The following is a 22120-nucleotide window of genomic DNA, read 5'->3' on the forward strand; positions in this document are numbered from 1 at the left end:
TTACCCCCCATTTGTAACATCACTTTTTGTAGCTTTGTACATTCCATTATTGACTTTCGTATTTAAATACGTATCTGCCCAGACCGATTGAAGTACTTTTGATGTCTGCATACTTACTACAACAATATTCAGACCTCGCTTATTTAAACTATATGGGAAACCATTAACATTGATTTCAGAACGATTTCCAACAAGGGCCCCCTTACTTATAGCACCAAGTTTAAAAGGAATATACAATCCATTAAAGAACTGGTTTTTATTCAAATGGAGTTCTAACGCAGAACTTGAACTCACTTCATAAAATGAAGTAAACCCCTTATTCTTATAAATTAAGTTAATATAACTAAATCGGTAATTAGAGCCTTTTTTCAGCTTTTCAAATCCATAGTTTTGAATTTCATTATAATATAGCTCATCAAACTGATTAGAAGCATCGTCCTTGGAAGTGATTATGATACAAACATCATCTGGCAAACTGTCCAAGAAAACTTCTAACGAGTCCGATATTGCGTCAGAAACAGAGTAACCTTTATTAACTATATCATCAACATATTGAGGATCTTCAAAATATATTCTCTGTCTATTAATGTCGAAATCTATCATAGAGAAGAATTTGATATTTCGTTTAGTCTGTTCACAGTAATACTTTTGAAGATTATCTAAAATCAAAAGATTATCTTGTGTCTGTTTCTTGTACTCCTGCTCGAAACTCTTTGCTATGGGAATGATAATAGCATCTCGTTCAGCAACAAAAAGGAGTTCTTCTAACTTTGGATTAATATCTATAACGTCTATATAATTCTTGTCTTTCTCAGCTCTGATATCGATAAGTTGATTACCAGTGATTAAATATTCTGACTTAATAATTTGCTGCTTGCTAAAATCAAAACACTTTTTATTTTCCCCAAAAACCGGCAATACCATTCTATTTTTCTCGCGATCAAAAAAGGTACTTTCACTATAATTTCCCGTTGAAGAAGCATAGCAAAACATTTTTTTAGACACAAAGGATCCTAGAGGGTACTGCGTCAAAGGGACAGTTCTATCGGGAGAAAATGTAAATAAACTCTCGCCCATCGCATAAGAAATCGCCGGAAGTCCCATTAAATGCAGTAAAGTTTCACTTATATCCAAAGTACTACCAATATTAGATGAAGACAATTTAACAGACTGTTCCTCATCAGCCGAAGCCAGGATAAATGGGATCTTTGCCACTCTCTGTTGGTTAATTGCTTTAAGAATATTATCTTGCTCAAGTCCTAAAATATTGAATAAAGCAGGAAGATTCTCCAGTGTCACTCCTTCATGATCTCCGTAAAATGCAAGGACCGTGTTTTTGTGAAGGCCTTCTTCTACCAACTGATTATAGAAATATTCTAGTGCACGGTCAGTATAGTTAGCACTTTGATAATATCCGGACATAAAATCAGTTTGATCCTTTTCTATATCTAATCCCCAGTACTTCTGTTCCAATTCAAACGGAAAATGCGATGTCAGGGTTATCATGAATGAAAAAAACGGTTCTTTCATGTTTTTAATTCTATCAATAGACTGTTCAAAGAATGACCTGTCCGACATCCAATTTGAAGCTCGTTCAGAAGAATCAAAATCCTCTTCCGCATAGAAAGAGTCAAATCCGTGAGTTTTCATCATAATTCTCCGATTATAAAAATCACCCTTATACCCGTGGAAAGCTGCGGTCTCATAATTATTCTCTTTAAGAATTTGAGCTAATCCACGATAATTTTTGTCAAAGTGTTTAAAGTTAATAATTTCGTCTTTCAATGGATATAACGAATGTAACGCTGCAAACTCTGCATCAACAGTGTGTCCTATAGCAAACTGGCTGTAAACTTCTGTGAATTGTATATTTTCACGAGCCATACGATTAAGAAAAGGTGTCACCTCTTGACCGTCAACCTTGTGATTAATAAGGAAATGTTGAAACGATTCTAATTGAATAAGAATAACATTTTTACCCTTCCATTTTCCGAAAAACTCATCTTTTTGTCTTACTTCCTTTTTCGATTCTTCGAGCTTCGTATCATGATCCTGTTCTTTTTCAAACATTTTAAATAGTTCTTCGTGTTGCTCCTTCCTCTTCTGCTCATTCAAATATACGAAATAATAAGAAAAGAACACACCAAATAGATAGGGATTAACCCGTCCTTCTTTTATCTCCCTGTATTTAAAACATGTAACGATGATAAGTGATAATAAAACAATATTAAGCGCCACAATGCTATAAATGGAATTAAGGAGCTCTGTCTTTAAAAATAAGATACCTATTGTGGTGACAAGGTAAACTAGTAGAAGAATCAAATCTACAGATCTTACTAATCCTTTAAGCGCTTGCACTAACATATCGCCGCCTGCGGCGGTAGTTTTTTTCTTCGAAAAAAATTCCTTAATCTGTACCCAAGGAACCAAGTGTCCAAAAAAACGAACATGAATTAAATTGATATAGTAAAGAAGGCTGAAAAATGATATTCCCACCAGCAGTAACACTTTACTCTGTTGGTGAATCGGTTCAGATAACAGCCCCACCAGGAGGCTCATAAGTAGTATATGAGCCCATGATAGAGTTTTGTTGCCCAACGCTTTATTAATCGTTAAATTCCAAGAAAAATGCCAAACAAACACTAAAACAGAAACGATCAAAGAGGACATATACATTCCCTTTCTCTAAACAAACTTCTTCACAACGTCTGGCTCAAAATAAACTTCAGCATCCAGAGGTAGCCACTGTATTCTTGCAAAATTAAGATCCAACTCCGGTTTTTGTCCCGATCTTATAAAGACTTTCATCCCTTGCTTCAAGCACTGTATAACATATGGAAGCCATTTACTTTGTCTTACATTTGGACCGATTACAATCTCAATTATCTCATTTTTTGAATTACCTGCTGAATTATAATCCCATTCCACTCCTTGTTCCTGAAGCAACTCTTTAACTACATCTTTCCAACGTTTTTTCCAAATATCTTTATTAAACGCTTTGGAGACTTCAATAGCATTCTCACCAATTTTTTTCATTAGTTCAGGGTTATCCAAACAAGTTCTTACAGCTTTCTCAAGTGAAGCTTGGTCTGGGTGAATTAGCAACCCGTTATGATGGTCAATAATGATATCTGTAAGCCCACCTACCCGGGTAGCAATTACTGCATTCCCCGTTGCACAAGCTTCTAAACAAGAAAGACTGGTACCTTCACTGTATAGGGTGGGGATCAATACAATATCTGCCTTCTTATACACAGCGTGCATATCCTCAGGTTCACTATGATAACAATATATTCTTCCCGTCCATTGCTCCATCTTGTCATATATTGCTTGCAAGTCTTCCGGAAATCCTTTTCCTACGAAATGAAACTCTGCATTAGGATAATCATTTAATATGTTATCAACGATATCAAGAGTGATATATAACCCTCGTGGTCTATAAAGCCTTCGCGGATATACAATTCTTATTTTCCCATCTTCTTTCCTCTGCACCGGAAAGAATTCAGTTCGATCCACGTAATTAGGTATTGTTTCTATTTTTAATGAGGTGCCATATGAAACGGTTTGGAACCAATTAGCTGTATTAGTATCCACTGATACAACTTTTTGCAGATCATCTGCACTCTGAATATATCTCTCATTAACATTCCAGAACTGAGTACCATTCTCAAACTGGCTATGCGGAGAATCCCACGCAACCCCGTGACTAATCCCTATACTAGGATGTGCTACATTAGGATAGGATTGAAAAAAAGCAGAATAAATATTCAACATGGAATGCCCTTTAGCCATATAATCAAATCTCCGACTAAAAGATAAGAGATTTTCCATGGTAAATTCATCCATATCAAGCATTTTATGACCTAAACTATAGACATCTATATCCTTGTATTTTCGGTACCATGAAAAGTGTCCATATTGATAAATATTCAGTTTCAACCCCAAATCTTCACATACCTCATGAAGGTCTACTAGATAGCGTTCCGCTCCACCTGAATAATAGTTTTCTCCTTTGTAATCCAAAAATGTAGCTGCAAATACATTAACTTGTGTTTTGTCATAAACCCTATTAGCAAGAACGGGTAGAAATGCTGGTATTTTCTCTAAAACATCCAAAACAGTCGACGTTCTTTGGTTCCACTGATTTTCTCGGGCAATCTTGCGCAAGTGATGGAATGCGTTCGATTCCATTCTCCAAAACGAGGGTTCCAAAGATACAAACTCATCCGTATTCACTAAAGTGATACCAGGGCCCTCGTACTGCAATACTTCCGCAATAGGGGTAGTAATAATAGGTTTACCTATTGCACAGTATTCAAAAAACTTTACAGGGGAAACCGCATTTGTAAGATCATTTACCAAAAAAGGTATAATCATTGCATCAAAAAATGTAGTATATTGCTTCAGTTCTGAATATGGTTTTGGTCCCAATAGATGTACATTTTCCGGGAATTCGATCTCAGTCAGGCCGCAATAACCAATCAAAATAATTTTAATATTTTTCTGATTCGCCAATTTTGATATGAGTTCAACGTCAAACCATTCTTCAATTGCACCATAATAACCAATGATCTTACTTGTTCCATCTATTAAAGGTGATAGATCTTCAGGCATATCATTTTTTTGATTTATTATAACAAAATCTTCAAAATTCACAGCGTTTGGTAGATACACTGCATCTTTGCGTTTAGAGACATATTCTGATAAGGCTTGTGCTGAGTACGTAACAATATCGGCTTCATATAGATTTTGATAATGTGCCGCTAACATACCTTTATCATAGAACGAGAAAAAATCAACCCGATCTAAAACGTCATACCAAATTGTTTTATGAGGCAAATGCTCAATCCAGGCATTTTGCATCAACCAAGAATTCAACACTAACACATGATACGTTTGTAGCGCTTGAAGCAGATGACTCTGATTGGATATAACATACATCCCCTCTTGCTCCTTATGTATGTCAACACTTTGCGATGTATCGCAAAAGAAACAAAGGTATCCTCGCTTAGCCAAATCCAACATCATTTGCTGTGGTCTTTGTACTGGATTCCATTGTACAGCATTAGGGTACACTACAATCCCAGTATATTCATATTTCTGTATAATTTTAATTATTTGAATTGCTTCTTCAGATATGGGAGACTCAACAACTGTTTTATAATATTTATACTGCGCGTTATACTCTGTAAAATATAACAAATCATATTTTGCTAACTCATAATTTTGAGTAGTCACTCTTTCATTAAGCTGCTCGATAGCTGCTTTCTTTTCAATAACCGTTATTTCACGGTTTAAAAATTCCGAATTCAAGCTTTCCAGTTTCATCTGCTGATTTTCTTTAATAAGTTCCATCTGCTGTAAAGCTGCTTGCACACTGTTAATTTCCTGACGAATGATTGAGTATGGTTTAGCACTGTTTTTATTTATCATGATTGAAGGACTCCCCAAAAATCATTTTAGTCAACACTTCATAGGATCCTTCACAAGGTTTCCATACCATTGAATCATTTCTTGAGAGCGTGTATCTCTTCCACCTTCGATCAGAGTACGTAACCATATCCGCAGCTTCGAGCAACTCAAAATGTTTCATTTTTGAAGTTGCTTGTTCCCCCCACAATAAGTCGCCATCGTTACATATGTCATACCAAATATACTTTTTGTCAATCAAATCTAGCAACGCTGTTTGCTGTACAGAATTCACCAATATTAGTGGTACGATGTCTATTGATTTTAACCAACTTAATAGTTGAACTTCGCTCTTATATGCATAGTTATTTTTTGAAATGCGCTCAACATCATTTTCTATATCCCTTTCAAAATGAAAACATACATACTCTCTCTCAGCCAAATCCTCCATTAGTTCACTAGCTCTCTTTATTTGGAAATCCAATCCATCCAATGAGATAATGACCTTCATAAGCTTTTCATTTTCTAATCCAATTAGGTTAAAACATTCAGGGTCAACAGATTCGTATGCTGCTTGATAATAACTCTTTCTATTTAAATAATCGTTTTCGAATGGGACCTGGGATCTTGCATTATTTAAAGGAATTTCCATACCGTCAATCTGAACTTGTAATATCTGCAATTCCTGCATATAACCATTAATTTTCAGATCAATGCTGGTTAAATTCTCAAGAACCGCTTCCATTTTCTTTTCTAGTTTAAAAATATCGAATGTCTTTTTTTTATATACTGATTTCAAATTTTCTAATTGAATCTCCAAATGTTCCTGATTTGAACGTCCATCTCCGATAGCATCGATAATCATTTGATTAATCAACTAACTTACCCCCTGGTTAAACAAAACTCAGATATATCCACTTTTTCTTCAACTTCTCATGTAACTCGTTCCAACCACCATGACTGCCCAATTCAATTTTGGACGAAAGAGATCCTTCATGAATTCTGTAGTAATAAAGGGGTTCGGAATGATAAATAATTTTACCTTGTAATGCAATTCTGATTGCAAAATCTCTATCTTCTATTCCAAATAGTGATTCGTCAAAAACCCCTGACTTACGTAGTATGTTCGATCTCCAAAAAAATGAAGGCCCACTATTCTGTAATCCATTAAGTTTATAGTAGGGTTCCTTTTTAGTACCAATAATGATTCCATCTTCATCCACATGATAATATGAAGAGTAAGCAGCCACTGCCGTCGGCTCACTTTCCAGTCTTAAAACCATTTTTTCCACCCATCTTGAGTGAGTGAAATTGTCAGCTGATGTCCATGCCATAATGGATCCAACAGCTTTAGTGATCCCGTAATTTATTGCGCTAGGAATTCCTGAATTATTCTTTGTTCTAAAGTATTTAATTCTACTATCATATTTATATCTATCAACATATTTCTTGACATCAACAGTTGATCCATCATCAATGATAATCAACTCCAAATTAACGTAACTTTGCGAGAGTATACTCCTAATGCTTTCTGACAAGTACTGGGTATCATTGTAAACAGGTAGAATGATACTCACCAAGTTATCTTTTTCAATAGCGGAGATATCCAAAGCGGTTGTGATATCTTCCCTCTTAAACAATAAAGCCCAATCTTGGAGATTTAAATGTTCAAACATGAGTCCTAAAACTGATTTACCATTAGGAGAATCTTGGAACACCCCTAATATGGTTCGTACAATCGTATCAATACCCTCATCTTTGAATTGCATTTGGATTACCTCGACTAAACGATATGCGCACTCCAAGTTTTTAAACGAAGAAACTTCCAGACTTTGACGAAAGGACTTAATGGCTTGATCCGCGTCACCTATTTGCCAATAGAGCTCTCCCATCTGGGCCCACCAATGAGTCTCCAGAATCTTTAGGTGCTTTGTCTCAATAATAGGGTTCGATTCAAGCACGTCTGTTAATAATTGTATTGACTCCTTTTTCATTTCATCAACAGTTACATTCTGCGCAAGCTTACTGTGTAGATAAATAAAATCAAAGACATCTTTATCTGTTAAATCATTATCGATCATGTCATAAACAATATTTGCTGCTTGATCAATTTGCTCCAGACAAATATAAGCAAGTGCTTTGAAAAATTGAGAGGATATCCAAAAATCCTCTTCACTAGCAGTTGATTGTTTAATCACTTCTTCATATCTCTGACACCCAAAGTTTGTCAACATTCTATTGAATCCAGACTCCATTGAGACTCTCTCACTATAATCCTTCTGTCGCTCCTTCGGGACCATGAGGGGTTTTTCTAAAGTAATCATGTTTTCGTGATAGTTATCTCCATTATACAAGGAGTTTATTTCAACTCGAAAATCGTTATATTCTGTATGGCTTACATCCCATATACGTTTTTCCTGCCACGTACAGCCTACTCGTTCAGAAAATCTATTTATAACGACCTCATTTTTATAATTATTAATATGATGGATAAATGTTTCTAAGTTAAAATCTGATGTTAATCGTTCGTTAGCTTCCCATTTCCATAAGTACTGAGTGTTATTCTTTTTCACAAAACTGGAAACTGTTTTTTGCCAGTCCGCTTCATAAAAAGTTTGAATTTTATTTTCTCTCCATAACAACTTAATCTTTTGATCGACTTGGAATTTCTGATCACACCATACCCCAATATGAAAATTTACATCTCTTAGCTTCTCCTTAATGTGAAGGATTAACTCTTCCCAATCAAATTCTAGTTCAGGGTAAGTAATCAAAATTGACAGATTCATATCCTTTACCTCTTTCATAGATATACTCCCATTTAAATTTCTATACGACTCTTGTCTTCGTTTATATATTTGTTTTCTTTGTGATATAAAATAGTCAGGAAACATTTCTTTTTCCTGATTTACTGAATCAAACCATGCGTCATACCATTTTAGAGCTTCTTCCCAAAGCGACTGACTAAAGCATAATTCTCCAGCAATACAATACGGGTCCGAGTAATGAGGGAGTTCAGCAACACAACGTTCTATCATTTCCTGAGCTTCATTTGTTTTGTTTAGGTGTACGTTGGACATGATACTATAAAAGTAGGATTGTGCCCTACTGTATGTTCCAGTTAATGGGATCAACTCCAAGGCCTTTGAAGCGTTCAGGAGACTCTGATTGTAATCACCAAAATTATAAGCCTCATTGGCTATGTATCTGAAAGTTAATGGATTAGAGGGGTTCTCAGTTAATTCATTTTTTAAAAATGCCATATTTCTTTGATGCTTTGGCTCTTGAAATTCGGGGGAGTATCCAGAATGTATTATCCAAGCATATGGACAGTATTGAATTGTTTTCTGAAAACCATCTTCTGAAACACAAGTTATATTTTCATGTACGCTTCCTGTATACCGAAAGAACATTGGTGAAAACAATCTTTCTGCATGAGTAAGAGCCATCACTTCCTGTGGCTCTCCAGTTCGTATATGTCTTACTTCAAGCAAAAGTACATCCGTGGAATTAAAGAACTTTTCTTGTAACCAACCTTTAAAACTAACGTCATTTGACCAGACAAATTCTTCATCTGAATCTAACCATAAAACCCAGTTATCATTTCGGACTAATTGAAGGCAAAAATTTCTTGCTTTCGAAAAATCATCACACCAAGAAAAAGAATGAATTTCTGCTCCTAGTTCTGAAGCAATTAAAACCGTAGAATCATCCGAACCTGTATCTGCAACAATTACTCTGTCTACATGATTTTTCAAACTACTTATAGCCAGACCTATTGTATCTTCGTTATTCTTTGTAAGTATACAAGCAGAAATAAACATATGTTCCCCCTATATTTCAGGATCACCCCAAAGTCGCTACACATTGTAGCAACTTTGGGGTGATTAAATTAAATAGACGGATCGCTGTTGGAGATTTTTCCGCCTTTGTCTAACAGATCATTAGCGGATTGTTTGTAAGTTTCATATTTTTCACTTTTTATGAAACTATCTGTGAAGATTGCTACTTCTTTACGAGTCACCTGTTTTTTCGGATTGAACTGGCCATTATCAGCAGATAGCAACTTAGCATCGATTGCTGCTTGGACATAAGCTCTAGCCCATGAACTAACACTTTCTTTATCCGAGAAAGTAAGATTGTCACCTTTTCCAACAATGCTTGTTTGAGTAACACGAACCAAAATTACTGCTAACTCTTCTTTAGTGATTACGTCATTAGGTCTGAATTTACCAGAGGAGCCTGTGATTACTCCAAGTTTCTCCAGAGCGTCAATATACTTCAGTCCCCAACTATCAGAACTTACATCCCTGAAACTAATGCTAGGACTATCTGACAATTTAAGATTTAAAGATCTAGCTAAGATAGCCGCTACTTGAATCCGAGTTAGTTTTCCGTCCAGATTCATATCTCCATTTTGGTTACCCGTTAAGACACCCTTATCCATGAGTTCTTTAACTATAGCCTGAGTTGCATCAGGTGCTACTTTTTCATCTGCAGCATAAACAGATGCTTGCCCGGCGAAAGAAGTCGCCAATAGAGTTGATGAAAGAACATATTTCGTGATTTTATCCTTTTTTCTTTGCAACATGCCATCCTCCCAGATTCTACTATGTATGTTTATGGAAACACCATGATTATAATATCATATTGACCTATAATATTCCTGTAAAAAACATAATTAAAATTCTATTTAATTACAAAAATTATAAGGTTTTTTTAAGATTTTTCAATTTCCAATAAGAGTTAATTCGTTTCCAAGCAAGCCCTACCAGCAAAAAAATGCCATAGAAAATTAATTTAAGTATTTTCCCTAAATAGCCCGTTGTTCTTTTCCAATTGATTAGAATTGCATTTAATAAGTTTTTAAAACCTATCATTTCCTTCTTAAATCAGAATTTAGTACCAGCCACGTGCTCTGCGCAGACATCCATCTCTTGACTCAAGTGTTATTCGAGATATAACATGTCAGTTAGGCACGCCCAAAAATCGTAGTCTAGAACGTCACAGGGTAGTAATATTTCATTTAACAAGGGGAGATTTCAGAAATGATTCACTCACTTCGGAAGCAAAATTGGATTGCTATTATTCTACTACCTATCCTTTTTTCCGGGATATTGTATTGGCCCAATCCAATCATGCAGATGCTCAAGGGGATCGAATACCTGCAGAGGAATTAAAAGAAATCAGTCGGTTATCCTTCACACTTCGTGATGCGTACCAAACGCCATAAACAGTCTTATTTTTGCTCAAGATGAAGAAATCTCAACTCTAACGGAAGAAGACTTATGGACCAATAACAACCCTGGTGACCCTACATATACAGGCACTTATCGCGCAGCATTATTAAAAAAAGGAGCCACCTACGGCACAGTTCAGTTCGCGGACCTTGACCTTCATTCTATTACCTTACCACAAACCTGGCATTACACCATTAAGAGTAAGGAAAAACTTACACCAGATATGCTGTTCATCACGGAGTGGGGATCATCTAACTTTAATTTGGCTAAACCGTTTATTATTCGCTCAGGTGTATTACAACCGTTGAAATTCGTAGATAACAAAGGCAAAAAAATAAATAATTTCTATCCTGCTGGTCGCGATAGCGGCATACAGATGTTGTCTGACGCACGGGTCAGTTCAAGTTCTACAATAACACCGTGTTTAAATATGAAATAGAAACCTTTAAACTCAACATTAGTAAATTAGAATTGCGTTTAACTGACACTCGTTATCTTAATTTTGATCAGCCAACATGGCCTAACTCAGGAATCGGAGATCGCGCCTATCTCGAAAGCTTGAAGAACTCTGCAATGAAGGGGATTCTCCCGAATCAGCCCAATATCAAGCTGGGTATGACCCACAAATCTATGCTCAACACATTGAAAAAGGCTAAATTTAGAGAGAAAGGCGAATGGGGAGCATATTATGTTTATTCGCGATAGGCTTTGACTCTTACCTGCACGAACTGGATAACAGATCGAGAATCATGGTCTTCAACCTGTTCGCAGAGCAACGTAATCTCTATCCTGAAACGGTGAAGTTATGGCTAGGTAAACCACAGAAAGAATATTTAAATGAAGCAGAAGGCGGATATGACATGATCTACAAATACGGTTCGCGCTCGCTATCCTTTCACTATCTCGAAGAAGATGAACAGATTTATCTGATTACAATCTATTAGACAAAGTCGGTGCGTCATTGAATTAAAAAGAATGATTAAACTTTACGGAATCGATGTTGAAGATGCACTGGAGTTTTAATAATTAACAAGCCCATATCAGGGTGGTGTTGCATTTGTAACAAGTTGTGGTTCGGAGACCTGATTTTGGATTTAGATACGAAAACGATAGCGTGTAACGTAATCTAACTTTAACTAAAGTATAAATATAAAAAGAAGCTCATCCTACGATGAGCTTCTTTTTATTTAGATCATTATTTTTCAACATTAGCTTCTAACTACTTAAATGAGTACTAAATTATCTATAATAAACAACAGAAGGGAAAGCCTCTATCCCCTTTGCATACCAATAGTTCAAGCTACTCGCAAAATCAATAACTTTTTTCTTATCCAAATCATACACCAAGAGATCTGGATCACCAAGCATATCAATATCATCAAGTCTACGAGGTGTCGTTCTGCCTTGTACATCATCAAAAGTACTCCAGCTTGAAGTGGGAACACCAGAAACAAAATTAGAACGGAATGAAGTAAATAAAGTCCCTTTATCTAGAGTTATAAACACAGCATTGTCCGACTGCGCATATTGAGACGTATACTTCAATGGAATTGTGACACTTTTAATCCTTACATCATCAACATCATGATTTATGGATGAATGTGCTCCTCCGTTTGTAAAGGTGTATTCCCTAGCCCAAGCGAGATGTGCATTAATATTACTCACAGCAGACGTATTCCCAATTTTTTCTCCGTTTACAGTAATATCACCATTAGGATACTCCATTACTGCAAAGATTAGGTTTTCAGAATACGAAGTGAGTTTCGCTGTTTTGGAAGGATTACTTGGATCAGGAACTACTGAAGGATTAGCCATGTTAGCATGAATACTATAGGAGTCGCCTACTGTACCTGTGGAGGTAACTCGAAGTCCCCAATCCCCTGCTGCCAAATCGGTTGCAAATTTGATCTCACCTGCCTTGCCCCAAAATGGTGTTGGAGTTGCAGTTCCTGTGTTCCAATCTATTGAATACAAATCAACTCTATAATTAGCGTTAGCAGATCGTAACTGAGTCAAAATTGTGCGATCGGTTGGAACACTAAAAAACCAGAAGTCTGTTGGATCAGCTGCAGTTAAACTGTCACTAAAACTTATGCGATCCCCCGTCACGTTAAAATTAGATAAAATAGAAATCTCAGGACGATCAACCTCAATTTTCTTACCTCTAGCAATTCCTTTAGTTGAATAGGCGGTATCAGGAAGCTCTAGTTTAGATAAATTGTTGGGTAGCTCAATCTGAACTGCCTGCAGGCTCTCTCCATTAGATTCTGCCCATGTTGTTCCACTAAACAGTCCACTTACTAATGTGAGGCCCAGTAAACACTTCGATGCTACTAAAAACATTTTCCTCATATCAATTCTCCTTTTATGTATTTTATTAACAATAATGTTATTCAAAAAAAATAGGTGTATACCTTTTTTCGGTAACAAATATCTACAAATAATAATAAGAAACCTTCTTGCGATTATCCTGACTAAATCTTAGTCAAGTAATGCATGAAGGTTTCTGTAAAGTTCTTATTTTTTCTTGTCCATCAAAAAACTATCTGGCGTATAGCCGGACTCATAAGCATTTCGTTGTGTCTTGGCCTGTCCACGCTTATGGAGCCAGTCCTGGGCTTCCAATCGAAGAACGTTCATACGCGCTACAATCTCGTTATCATTGCCCAGAAGTTGCTCGATCTCCATCTTCTCAGATAAACTTGCAGACCGTGATGAGAACTGCTCCACGAGTCCGTCAATAATAAACTGACGTTCCTCAACAAAAGCTTCAAGCTTCTCATAATCGGCTTCATATAACTCTTCCATAATAGTGCTCGTTAGCTGCTGCAGCTGAGTCATATACGTCAATCTATCCATGAGCACTTTCCGTAGAAACAGGCGGTGCTTCCTGCCCTGCAGCAATTTTGGATGCTTGCAGCCACGTTTCACGAAGATCCGTCAGATAACCCACTGCCTCTTCGGCTTTAGCTGCATCTTTACGAATGTTAGCTTCTACAAGCAAATAGTTAGTATACTCGTAGAGCGAATGCAAGTTTTTGGAGATATCATAAGAACGATCTAACGTGCTCATCAACTCACTGATAATGGTTTGGGCTTTCCCCAAATTCAAGCTTGTCTTCTCATTGTCATTTTGTGCTAAACCGTCTATAGCTGTCTTTACAAAACGGATTGCCCCATCATACAACATAATGACCAATTGCGCCGGGTTTGATGTCTGGACCGAAGATTGGCGGTATTTATCATAAGGAGATGTAATCAAAAGTCTCACCCTTTATATTAAGATTGTCCCAAACTGGAAAAGAGGCTGGACGACTGTGTTTGCATCTTGTTCATCGCTGCTTCCATCGCAGCAAATTGTTTATAGTATCTGTCTTCCGTTCTTTGCAAGTTCGTTTGCATCGTCAGAATTCGATTATTATAATCTTTCATTTTACGACCCATGATGTTCTCATCACGAAAAGCACTGGTTATATCAGTTGTATATCTGTTGGTACCTGCACGCTGATAGACTTTCTCAATCGCATTAGATACCTTATCTGCCAATTTGTCGAATATACCTTCATTTGGAGCGCTGGCAGGACCTTGAAACAGATCCAATGCAAGTTGTGGATTGGAACTAATCATATTCTTCAATTTTGTTTCGTTCTCAATAACCAGTTTACCATTTTCCGAATAGTTACCTGTTGTAATCCCCAAAGCACTTAGAGGACCAAGTTTCTCCGTAATTACTGCACGCATCTCGGACAATACGGATTTAATGATATCATCATTTTTAAGCAAACCGCTCTTTGCTTTCTCAGTCCAGGTATCAATCTCAGATTCCTTCAGTTCTTTTTTTTGCTCATCTGTCAATGGTTTGAAATCACGATACTTCGTCTCTTCAACCTTTGAATTCAGAGCTTTGATCAATGTATTGTAATCTTCAATAAACCCTTTGATGGATTCCAAAGCTTTGTCTGGGTCACTTTGATTTTTAATGATGGTTGGAGTATCTACTCCATTTTTCGTCGTTACATCCATCAAGGTAATTTGTACTCCATTAAGAGAGAACGTGTTGCTCTTGATATCTTTTAAGGGTTCATCATTCACACTTACTATGGCATCTTGTCCTGCTGTAGATGTAAGTTGACCTGTCACATCCTCATAAGATTTGGTTCCTTTAAACAAATTCATAAAATCGTAGGAACCACCGCTCATCTTCAACTCTTCACCTGACAAAGCAGTAATAGTTAACTTCCCGTCTGCAAAGCTTGCTGTTGCCTTGGCGTCACCAGAATTTATTTTATCTACTACATCTGATATTTTATCCGTTTCACTGAAATTAAAAGTCTTCCCATTCAAAACAAAGCTGTATGTTTTCGCAGGCGCACCCGATTCCGGATCTTTACCACCACTTAGCTTGTACAGATCAGCCAGTGTTTTATCATCGGTAACCCCTGTACCTGCACCATTTGTTTCAATCACTGTTTTTTTAGAAAATAGTGCCAAAACGGAGTTTCCACCTGTGGGGGTTTCAACAATTACTTTACTATCCAGTCCGCCTGTTTTCGAAGCTATTGATAACTTACCTGTAATTTCATCATAACTCGCGATAGCATTCGCCTGAGTATTCGTATTAATTGTAGATACCAGCGTAGAGATCGATGTCATTCCATTAAATAAGGACTTCCCATCTTTATCAGTAAAGCTTACACCATTAATTTTTATATCAAAACCCTTTTGCAGATACTTCGCCATATCTGCCGAACCCATCTTGGATAAGTCTACACCCTCAAGGGCTGCTAATGACGTAGAACCACTTACACCTTGTCCCAAACCAGACGTGGACACCGTTGCACTTTTAGCGAGTTGGGTGACACTTACCTTCATTTCAACTCCGTTAGCCGTTGCAGATGCTTCTGCTTTGACCGCATCGGTGTTTCCTGTAACTGTTGCTTTATTCGCGTTCAACGCTGTAGAACTTCCATATTTTGTAATTAACTTATTGGATCTGAAATCATATAATTTACTGCTTAATTCACGGTAACTTTCCCGTTGCCACTGCAAAAGTTGTTTTTCCTGGTTAAGTTTGTCCAAAGGTACGCGCTTTGTTGCCATCATACTTTTGACCATACTTTCGATATCCATTCCGGAAAATCCATTAATACGTGTAACCACATCAGCACCTCCACCAATTATATTTTTTCATCAACGAGTATCCCTGCAATTTCCATCATCTTGGCTACCAGATCCAGCGTCTTCTCTGGAGGAACCTCACGGATTAATTCTCCTGTATCCTTGTTCAGAACTTTGACCATGATCTCATGTGTCTTCTCATGAATGCTGATGTCCAGCGTAGTCTCCGGCCCCTGTAGAGCCTTGACTGCACGATCGATATTACGAATCAACTGCTCTTCCCCGATCGATAAGTGCATACCTTGTTTTTCCTTGTTATAAGCTTCTTTGGCTGTCTTGATGTTAGTTGTTTCTGGTCCCGCTTGTGAAGCGCTTGCCGGGTTCTGTACCTCAAGCCCAGCACTACTTACAGATGAGGCAGCAGATAAAGAAAATTGAATGTTCACCCTTAAACGACCTCCAACATGTTCGCATTTATAATATATATCGGTCAAGCAAGTCCCCAGCTTTAGGAAATATGTAAAATCCAACAAAAAAACCTTGGATCAAAGATCCAAGGTTTAGTATAGAGCCTGATAAAATTAACGAAGCAATTGCAGAACGCCTTGTGGCTGTTGGTTTGCTTGCGCCAACATTGCTTGAGCTGCTTGAGCCAAAATGTTGTTTTTCGTTTGGCTCATCATTTCTTTAGCCATGTCAACGTCACGGATACGGGATTCAGCAGCTGTCAGGTTCTCAGAAGCTGTTCCCAAGTTGTTGATTGTGTGCTCCAGACGGTTTTGAACAGCACCCAGTTTAGAACGTTCGCTGGATACAGTTGCAGTTGCTTTATCCAGAACTGCGATTGCAGCAGCTGCGCCTTCTTTAGTGGAGATGTTCAAAGCAGCTTCGCCTTTAACATCGTTTGTTCCGTCAGTAACTGTGTTGGCAGCTGTGAAACCAGCATCACCAGCTTTACCAGTGATACCCAGAGCGGAAGAACGCATGTCTCCGATTGCCAAGCTCATGGATTGGCCAGTGTTAGCACCGATTTGGAAAGAAGTTTCAAAGTTCTTTTGAACTCCTCCATTAGATACTTTAATTCCGTTACCAGCTTCCCCTTTAGCAGTTGCCGTAACTGTAAGGACCCCTGCCGCTCCAGTAAGTTTAACACCATCCAATTTATTACTAAGTGTATTAGTAATAGCTTTTACAACATCAGTTGCATTAGCCGCCCCACTAATGTTAACACCCAGTGCCTTACCTGTGTATGCACCTTTAGTCGCATCATAAAATTCAATTTGTTGATCGTTAATGGTCAAACCAGTACCCACTAATTTTGCTGCATCCGCAGCATTGGCAACTGTGAAACCAATACTTGCTGAGGCTTGTGTATACGTTGTTGAGCCCACATCATCAGCACCAGCCGTAATAAATCCTGCAGTTCCGGAAGAAGCACTGATATTACCTAAAGATCCATACAGTTGACCTCCAGCATTTTCAGAAACTGCAGTAAGTGTCACCGAAGTAGCATTAGAAGTAGTCGAAACATTCCCTTTAAGTACATCATTCTTCTCGATCATTGCTTTTAAAGCTTTTTCAATGTCTGCCGCTGCTGAGGCTACAGTATTATTCACTCCTGTTGCATCCAAAGTAATTGTAGCAGAGTTACCTGTTACATCGTATGCTTTACGGTCGCCTGCTACCCCACCATTTGAACCAGATGCAGCAAAGGTTACTTTCAATTCTTGACCATTAACTACGAACGTTGCTGTATTACCTGCCGCAGCCTCAGCGGCCACAGTTGTTGCTTGGGTAGCTTGAGTATGATTTGTTGCTCCTACTACCACTGTACCAGCAGTTCCAGCTGCACCAGCTGTTCCAACACCTACAAGAGCATCAGTAACAGCACCGTTAGTGCCTGGCAATGTTGCTTTTCCATCACCTTGCAACAATTTCTGAGTATTGAACTCAGTTGTGTTACCGATACGGTTGATTTCGGAAGTCAATTGGTTCATTTCGTCTTGCAAAGCTTGACGATCGGAATCTGTGTTTGTTCCGTTAGCGGATTGGTTAGCAATCTCACGTTGACGTTGCAGGATGGAGTGAGTTTCATTCAAAGCACCCTCAGCTGTTTGGATCAAAGAGATACCATCTTGAGCATTACGGGAAGCTTGGTCCAAACCGCGGATTTGACCGCGCATTTTTTCGGAAATTGCCAGACCTGCAGCATCGTCACCAGCACGGTTGATGCGAAGACCGGAAGACAATTTTTCGATATTTTTGTTAGTGTTAGCAGTGTTTGCAGACAGTTGACGGTGTGTGTTCAATGCCGCGATATTATGGTTGATAATCATTAGAGTATTTCCTCCCTGAAAATAAATTAGTTCCACATCCATGTGGTAAACGCCGCGACATTAAGGTCGGCCGCCCTGCCGAAGCAGCGTCTAAATTATATATCGACGGAAGGTGAGCAACTGTTTATAGCAAATTGGAATATTTTTAATCTTTTTTATGATCTGTTTTCCTTAACCGCTCCATAAACGCTTCAATATTGGCTGCCAGAGGCGTTGCAGACTCCCGATTTGCTTCCTGAATGGATGCGTAGATCTCCTGACGAAAGATATCGATATGCTTAGGAGCAGAAATACCAATTCGTACGGTATCCCCTTCTACAGCAAGCACAGTGACTTCAATATGATCTTGAATCACAATGGATTCACCTTTTTTACGTGATAATACCAGCATATCAGACGCCACCCTTCACTGAGTTCGCTTCGTCTTCTGCCCAGATGAGATGACGTGTCTCATAGCTGGAATGGTGGAGTACAACTTGTTTCCCTAAATGTTGATCCGGGTTAAGCACAACAGGAGCCAACAAGTTCATGGTGGATTTATTCGTTTCAGAATGGATGGTCACCATGGAGTACACCGACACTTGCTCCTTAATTCCCAACTCTTCCTTATCAACTTCCCCCAATTCAAAACTATAATCGGGTACAAACATAAATGGACTAACCAACAAGAAAGATAGACCCGGTTCATGTACAGACTGTAAATAACTGAACGGAGTCTCCTCCCATGGAATTAACGCATATTTCGTCTCATCTTCAAATCCGGGTAAACCTTTTGGAAATAGATAGATATCTTCCTCTTTGACCTCTAGTTCTCCCCACATACTTGTCTGAATCTGAATGGTAAACGCCTCCTTGGCGAAGAATTTATACGAAAAGAGCCATAGATGGCTGCATCGAGACCCGTCTATAGCTCTACATTATAACTTACAACCCAACATCTATGTCAGGTGGAGTATATTGAACTGATGCATATTGCTTCACATAAATATCAAGCTTACCCCGTTGATACTCAATCTCCGGTTTATTAACGATGACGTTCATTTCAGAAACGGCAGGTTGAAAGTTAATATCCGGTGGCCTTGTATCAACACGTGTATCAACATTATCAAAAGAAGCCGGAGTGCGCGTTTCAGGGAAAGGCTGTGGTTGCCAGTTCATGCCTACTATATTTGCAATCGTATTACCCGGCTTATGAATCGCTGCCAATTGATTCCCCTGTTGAACACGTTCAGCTATGTTTTGCAAGAACTGTTGCTGTATTCCCGAATATATTCGCGCATTCATATCAATCATATTCCCGCCATTGTAAGCTGAGAAAGCCTTGCTCTGATCTACATGAAGCGTGATTGGATGACTCTCTACCGTTAGCTTGGCAGGTCTGGTGTTTAGCTGCACTTCTGCCTTAGGCTGGCGAATAGAGTACTGACCAGGGTCAGCATCAATATTGAGAATAGATGGCGTTGTTCGAATCTGAACGACAGGAAGAGTCTTCACTAATTACTCCTCCTCTTTATCTCAGGAAGTCTACCAGAGATGGAGAAATGATTTTGGCACCAGCAGACAAAGAAGCGTTATAGATATTTTCCTGTATTTTGGATTTCATCGCCAGTTCAGCATAGTCTGCATCCTCAACTTTGGCTTGTAAATCTGTCAAATTGATATTGAGATCATCGAGACGCCCCATCATTAGATCAACACGATTCGTTTTGGCACCAAGTTCGGAACGGATCGCCAGCATTTTGTCCATACGGCTATCTATGTTATCCAATTGCTTCGATAATTCTTCAATGTTCCCGTCTGTTAAAGCCTTCATAATGTTGTTAACTGTTACGAACAAATTATCCTCTTCCGTTTCATTGCCAAATACCTCATTGCCATTGACGTTAATAGGCAGTTGTACGCTTTCACCAACAATAAAATTGATTTTACCTTTGTCCGTTAAAACGGAGGCAGCATTGGATGTGTCGAAAGATCCATCTGGATTAGCAGAAAAATCATATGGCTTCACATCATAGGTTTCACCATTGAAGATATATTTACCGTTTAGCTTGCTGTTAGAAATATCAATCAACTGCTCCTTGAGCTGTTTCACTTCTTCATTAATACTATCGAGTGCTGACTGAGGGTTAGTTCCTGTTGAACCCTTCACCGTCAATTCACGTAGACGCTGAACGACTTCCCCAGCTTGGTTCATAACGGTATCGTTAAATTCCAGCCAGGATATAGCACTGTCTACGTTTTTCTGATACTGCTCATTAGATGAAAGCTCTGCTCGATAACGAAGGGAGTATGTTATTCCTACTGGATCGTCAGAGGGCTTGTTAATTTTACGACCTGTCGCGAGTTGGGTCTGAGTGTTATTCATCTGTTGGGCATTCCGGTTCAGGTTCAAAAGCAACTGTGAACTGAGCATATTATTGGTTATTCTCATGGTCTGTTAAGTCACTCCTTTCTATTATCTACCTACTGTCCCAGTAGAATTAATCAACTTATCAAGTAATTCATCATATGTGGTCATAAATCGAGCAGATGCGTTATATGCATGCTGGAACTTGATCATATTTGACATCTCTTCATCCAACGATACACCACTTACCGATTGACGACGCGTGTCTACTTGCTCCACAAGAAACTCAGAGTTAGACGTCTGACGTGCAGCTTCTTGAGACTGAACCCCCAGTTGACCTACGATTGCACTGAATTGTGCACCAATGGTTGCATTACGCAATCCATCCGAGGATTTCATAGGGGTATCCTTCAGATTAGCAAGTAAAAGTGCTAGGGTGTTATTCCCTTTAACCACAGTCTCTGCTCCGGAAGCATCAGTAACTGTACGCAGAGAAGTTGCAATCTTATTGGGATCAGCCAGAATTTCGGCGTTCAATGAGATATTCCCAGCTGTAATCGTGGTTCCACCACCAGCTGCTGTAAAGAAAGGTACTCCTGGTGAATTGGTGCCGTCCATGCTGTACCCAAGCTGATGCAGACCATTCAAGCCTTTAACCGTAACCTTTAGATCCGCAGTTAGTGTACGCGATGTACCTGTGTATGTAACACCGTCCAGGACGGTGTTATCCGGCAAGACAGAGCCCGCTGGAATCGTGATTTCAATATCACCATTAGCAAGCGTGTTGGCCAGTTCATTCATCTGTTTCTGATAATCACTCACCAAGGTGTCTCTGGACTTAATCATACCGTGGACTTCACCATTGGTAAGATCGCCCGCAGTGTAAGCCGTATTCAGAAAAGCAGAATCTACCGTTGCTTGCACAGCACCACCTGTAACCAGCGCTTGTCCGTTCATCTGAACGGAGTATCCTTGCGGAGAATCCGTTACAGTAACGTTCATTATCTTAGACAATTTGTCCGCCATCAAATCCCGTTGGTCACGCAAATCGTTGGCATTATCGCCTAGCGATTCGACCTTAACAATAGCGCTGTTAAGATTAGCGATATTACCAAGATAGCCCTGAATTTCATTAGCTTTAACTTCGATATTGTTATCCAAATCTTTACTAAGATTGTCCAGTTGGCGGCTAATCTGATTCATCGCATCTGTAAGTGCCAGAGTCGTTTCTTTCACGATACGACGAGCAGTAACATCCTCTGGATTTTTGCTCAGATCCGACCAGGATTTGTAGAAGTTATCCATTACCGTCCGAAATCCGGTGTCGGATGGTTCATTCACAATGGCTTCGAGTTTCTCCAGCGTATCTCGCTGAATGGACCAACTCCCGAAGTTAGTGTTTTCATTTCGGAATTGGTCGTCCAAGAATTTCTCACGCACACGGGTAATGGAGTCAAACTCCACCCCTGTTCCGAGTTGTCCTGGTGTTGTACTATGCAAAAACGCAAATGGCTCCATCGGAATGGACGCCTGCATGTTTACCTTCTGGCGGGAGTACCCTTCCGTGTTTGCATTCGCCACGTTATGTCCTGTTGTGCTAAGCGCTGTCGTCTGTGTGAACAAGCTGCGTTTAGCGGTTTCGATTGAATGAAAAGTAGATGTCACCTTGT

The 22120-nt window shown here is 38.8% G+C and carries 19 protein-coding genes; 3 read left to right on the plus strand and 16 right to left on the minus strand.

Annotation, left to right across the window (positions count from 1 at the left end; all coding sequences use genetic code 11):
* The 5 genes from QP794_RS30740 to QP794_RS30760 form a co-directional block, all read right to left on the minus strand.
* A complete protein-coding gene (locus QP794_RS30740) occupies nt 1–2670 on the minus strand; it encodes an LTA synthase family protein (RefSeq protein WP_285080580.1) in 2670 nt (889 codons plus the stop codon).
* A gap of 15 nt (nt 2671–2685) precedes the next feature.
* Nucleotides 2686–5433 (minus strand): glycosyltransferase, encoded by a 2748-nt coding sequence (locus QP794_RS30745; protein ID WP_285080581.1) that lies wholly within the window; start codon nt 5431–5433, stop codon nt 2686–2688.
* Nucleotides 5423–6286 carry a hypothetical protein gene (locus tag QP794_RS30750; protein ID WP_285080582.1) on the minus strand — a complete coding sequence of 288 codons (864 nt, stop codon included), beginning with the start codon at nt 6284–6286 and terminating at the stop codon, nt 5423–5425. Before QP794_RS30750 ends, QP794_RS30745 begins: the two co-directional genes overlap by 11 nt.
* A 16-nt stretch (nt 6287–6302) precedes the next feature.
* Nucleotides 6303–9233, minus strand: a complete 2931-nt coding sequence (locus tag QP794_RS30755; protein ID WP_285080583.1) for a glycosyltransferase — start codon at nt 9231–9233, stop codon at nt 6303–6305.
* Nucleotides 9234–9301: 68 nt separating this feature from the next.
* On the minus strand, nt 9302–10000 hold the full coding sequence (locus QP794_RS30760; protein ID WP_285080584.1) for an S-layer homology domain-containing protein: 699 nt from the start codon (nt 9998–10000) through the stop codon (nt 9302–9304).
* 483 nt (nt 10001–10483) lie between these two features.
* Here QP794_RS30760 and QP794_RS30765 point away from each other — a divergent pair, with 483 nt between their 5' ends.
* From QP794_RS30765 to QP794_RS30775, 3 genes are all read left to right on the plus strand, one after another.
* A complete protein-coding gene (locus tag QP794_RS30765) occupies nt 10484–10642 on the plus strand; it encodes a hypothetical protein (RefSeq protein ID WP_285080585.1) in 159 nt (52 codons plus the stop codon).
* 427 nt (nt 10643–11069) lie between these two features.
* On the plus strand, nt 11070–11354 hold the full coding sequence (locus QP794_RS30770) for a hypothetical protein (RefSeq protein WP_285080586.1): 285 nt from the start codon (nt 11070–11072) through the stop codon (nt 11352–11354).
* A gap of 44 nt (nt 11355–11398) precedes the next feature.
* Nucleotides 11399–11593, plus strand: a complete 195-nt coding sequence (locus QP794_RS30775; RefSeq protein WP_285080587.1) for a hypothetical protein — start codon at nt 11399–11401, stop codon at nt 11591–11593.
* A gap of 295 nt (nt 11594–11888) precedes the next feature.
* Here the strand turns inward: QP794_RS30775 and QP794_RS30780 are convergent, their stop codons facing one another.
* From QP794_RS30780 to flgK, 11 genes are all read right to left on the minus strand, one after another.
* Nucleotides 11889–13001 carry a hypothetical protein gene (locus QP794_RS30780; RefSeq protein ID WP_285080589.1) on the minus strand — a complete coding sequence of 371 codons (1113 nt, stop codon included), beginning with the start codon at nt 12999–13001 and terminating at the stop codon, nt 11889–11891.
* A gap of 165 nt (nt 13002–13166) precedes the next feature.
* Entirely contained in the window at nt 13167–13508 is a 342-nt protein-coding gene (locus QP794_RS30785) for a flagellar protein FliT (protein ID WP_094939476.1), read from the minus strand.
* The gene (fliS, locus tag QP794_RS30790) at nt 13501–13911 is read right to left on the minus strand and encodes a flagellar export chaperone FliS (protein ID WP_285080590.1); all 411 of its coding nucleotides are present in this window, start codon (nt 13909–13911) and stop codon (nt 13501–13503) included. The genes QP794_RS30785 and fliS overlap by 8 nt, the downstream gene beginning before the upstream one ends.
* Before the next feature lie 17 nt (nt 13912–13928).
* Complete coding sequence (fliD, locus tag QP794_RS30795) at nt 13929–15809, minus strand: flagellar filament capping protein FliD (RefSeq protein ID WP_285080592.1); 1881 nt, start codon at nt 15807–15809, stop codon at nt 13929–13931.
* Nucleotides 15810–15826: 17 nt separating this feature from the next.
* Nucleotides 15827–16213 carry a flagellar protein FlaG gene (locus QP794_RS30800; protein ID WP_285080593.1) on the minus strand — a complete coding sequence of 129 codons (387 nt, stop codon included), beginning with the start codon at nt 16211–16213 and terminating at the stop codon, nt 15827–15829.
* Between the two features lie 135 nt (nt 16214–16348).
* On the minus strand, nt 16349–18103 hold the full coding sequence (locus QP794_RS30805; protein ID WP_285080594.1) for a flagellin N-terminal helical domain-containing protein: 1755 nt from the start codon (nt 18101–18103) through the stop codon (nt 16349–16351).
* Between the two features lie 145 nt (nt 18104–18248).
* A complete protein-coding gene (csrA, locus tag QP794_RS30810) occupies nt 18249–18494 on the minus strand; it encodes a carbon storage regulator CsrA (protein WP_285080595.1) in 246 nt (81 codons plus the stop codon).
* 1 nt (nt 18495) lies between these two features.
* Nucleotides 18496–18924: a flagellar assembly protein FliW gene (fliW, locus tag QP794_RS30815; RefSeq protein WP_285080596.1), complete on the minus strand. Its 429-nt coding sequence runs from the start codon at nt 18922–18924 to the stop codon at nt 18496–18498.
* Nucleotides 18925–19027: 103 nt separating this feature from the next.
* The gene (locus QP794_RS30820) at nt 19028–19597 is read right to left on the minus strand and encodes a DUF6470 family protein (protein ID WP_094939482.1); all 570 of its coding nucleotides are present in this window, start codon (nt 19595–19597) and stop codon (nt 19028–19030) included.
* Between the two features lie 16 nt (nt 19598–19613).
* On the minus strand, nt 19614–20534 hold the full coding sequence (flgL, locus tag QP794_RS30825) for a flagellar hook-associated protein FlgL (protein WP_285080597.1): 921 nt from the start codon (nt 20532–20534) through the stop codon (nt 19614–19616).
* A gap of 24 nt (nt 20535–20558) precedes the next feature.
* The gene (flgK, locus tag QP794_RS30830; protein WP_285080598.1) at nt 20559–22115 is read right to left on the minus strand and encodes a flagellar hook-associated protein FlgK; all 1557 of its coding nucleotides are present in this window, start codon (nt 22113–22115) and stop codon (nt 20559–20561) included.
* Nucleotides 22116–22120: the final 5 nt, after the last annotated feature.

Origin of the sequence: Paenibacillus sp. UMB7766-LJ446, from assembly GCF_030226665.1 — a bacterium.
Taxonomy (GTDB): Bacteria; Bacillota; Bacilli; order Paenibacillales; family Paenibacillaceae; genus Paenibacillus; species Paenibacillus vandeheii.

Coding starts and splice junctions, on each gene's coding strand:
- QP794_RS30740 (WP_285080580.1), bottom strand. CDS start 2,670: ATGTCCTCTTTGATCGTTTCTGTTTTAGTGTTTGTTTGGCATTTTTCT.
- QP794_RS30745 (WP_285080581.1), bottom strand. CDS start 5,433: ATGATAAATAAAAACAGTGCTAAACCATACTCAATCATTCGTCAGGAA.
- QP794_RS30755 (WP_285080583.1), bottom strand. CDS start 9,233: ATGTTTATTTCTGCTTGTATACTTACAAAGAATAACGAAGATACAATA.
- QP794_RS30760 (WP_285080584.1), bottom strand. CDS start 10,000: ATGTTGCAAAGAAAAAAGGATAAAATCACGAAATATGTTCTTTCATCA.
- QP794_RS30775 (WP_285080587.1), top strand. CDS start 11,399: ATGGTCTTCAACCTGTTCGCAGAGCAACGTAATCTCTATCCTGAAACG.
- QP794_RS30780 (WP_285080589.1), bottom strand. CDS start 13,001: ATGAGGAAAATGTTTTTAGTAGCATCGAAGTGTTTACTGGGCCTCACA.
- QP794_RS30785 (WP_094939476.1), bottom strand. CDS start 13,508: ATGGATAGATTGACGTATATGACTCAGCTGCAGCAGCTAACGAGCACT.
- QP794_RS30805 (WP_285080594.1), bottom strand. CDS start 18,103: ATGATTATCAACCATAATATCGCGGCATTGAACACACACCGTCAACTG.
- csrA (WP_285080595.1), bottom strand. CDS start 18,494: ATGCTGGTATTATCACGTAAAAAAGGTGAATCCATTGTGATTCAAGAT.
- fliW (WP_285080596.1), bottom strand. CDS start 18,924: ATGTGGGGAGAACTAGAGGTCAAAGAGGAAGATATCTATCTATTTCCA.
- flgL (WP_285080597.1), bottom strand. CDS start 20,534: ATGAGAATAACCAATAATATGCTCAGTTCACAGTTGCTTTTGAACCTG.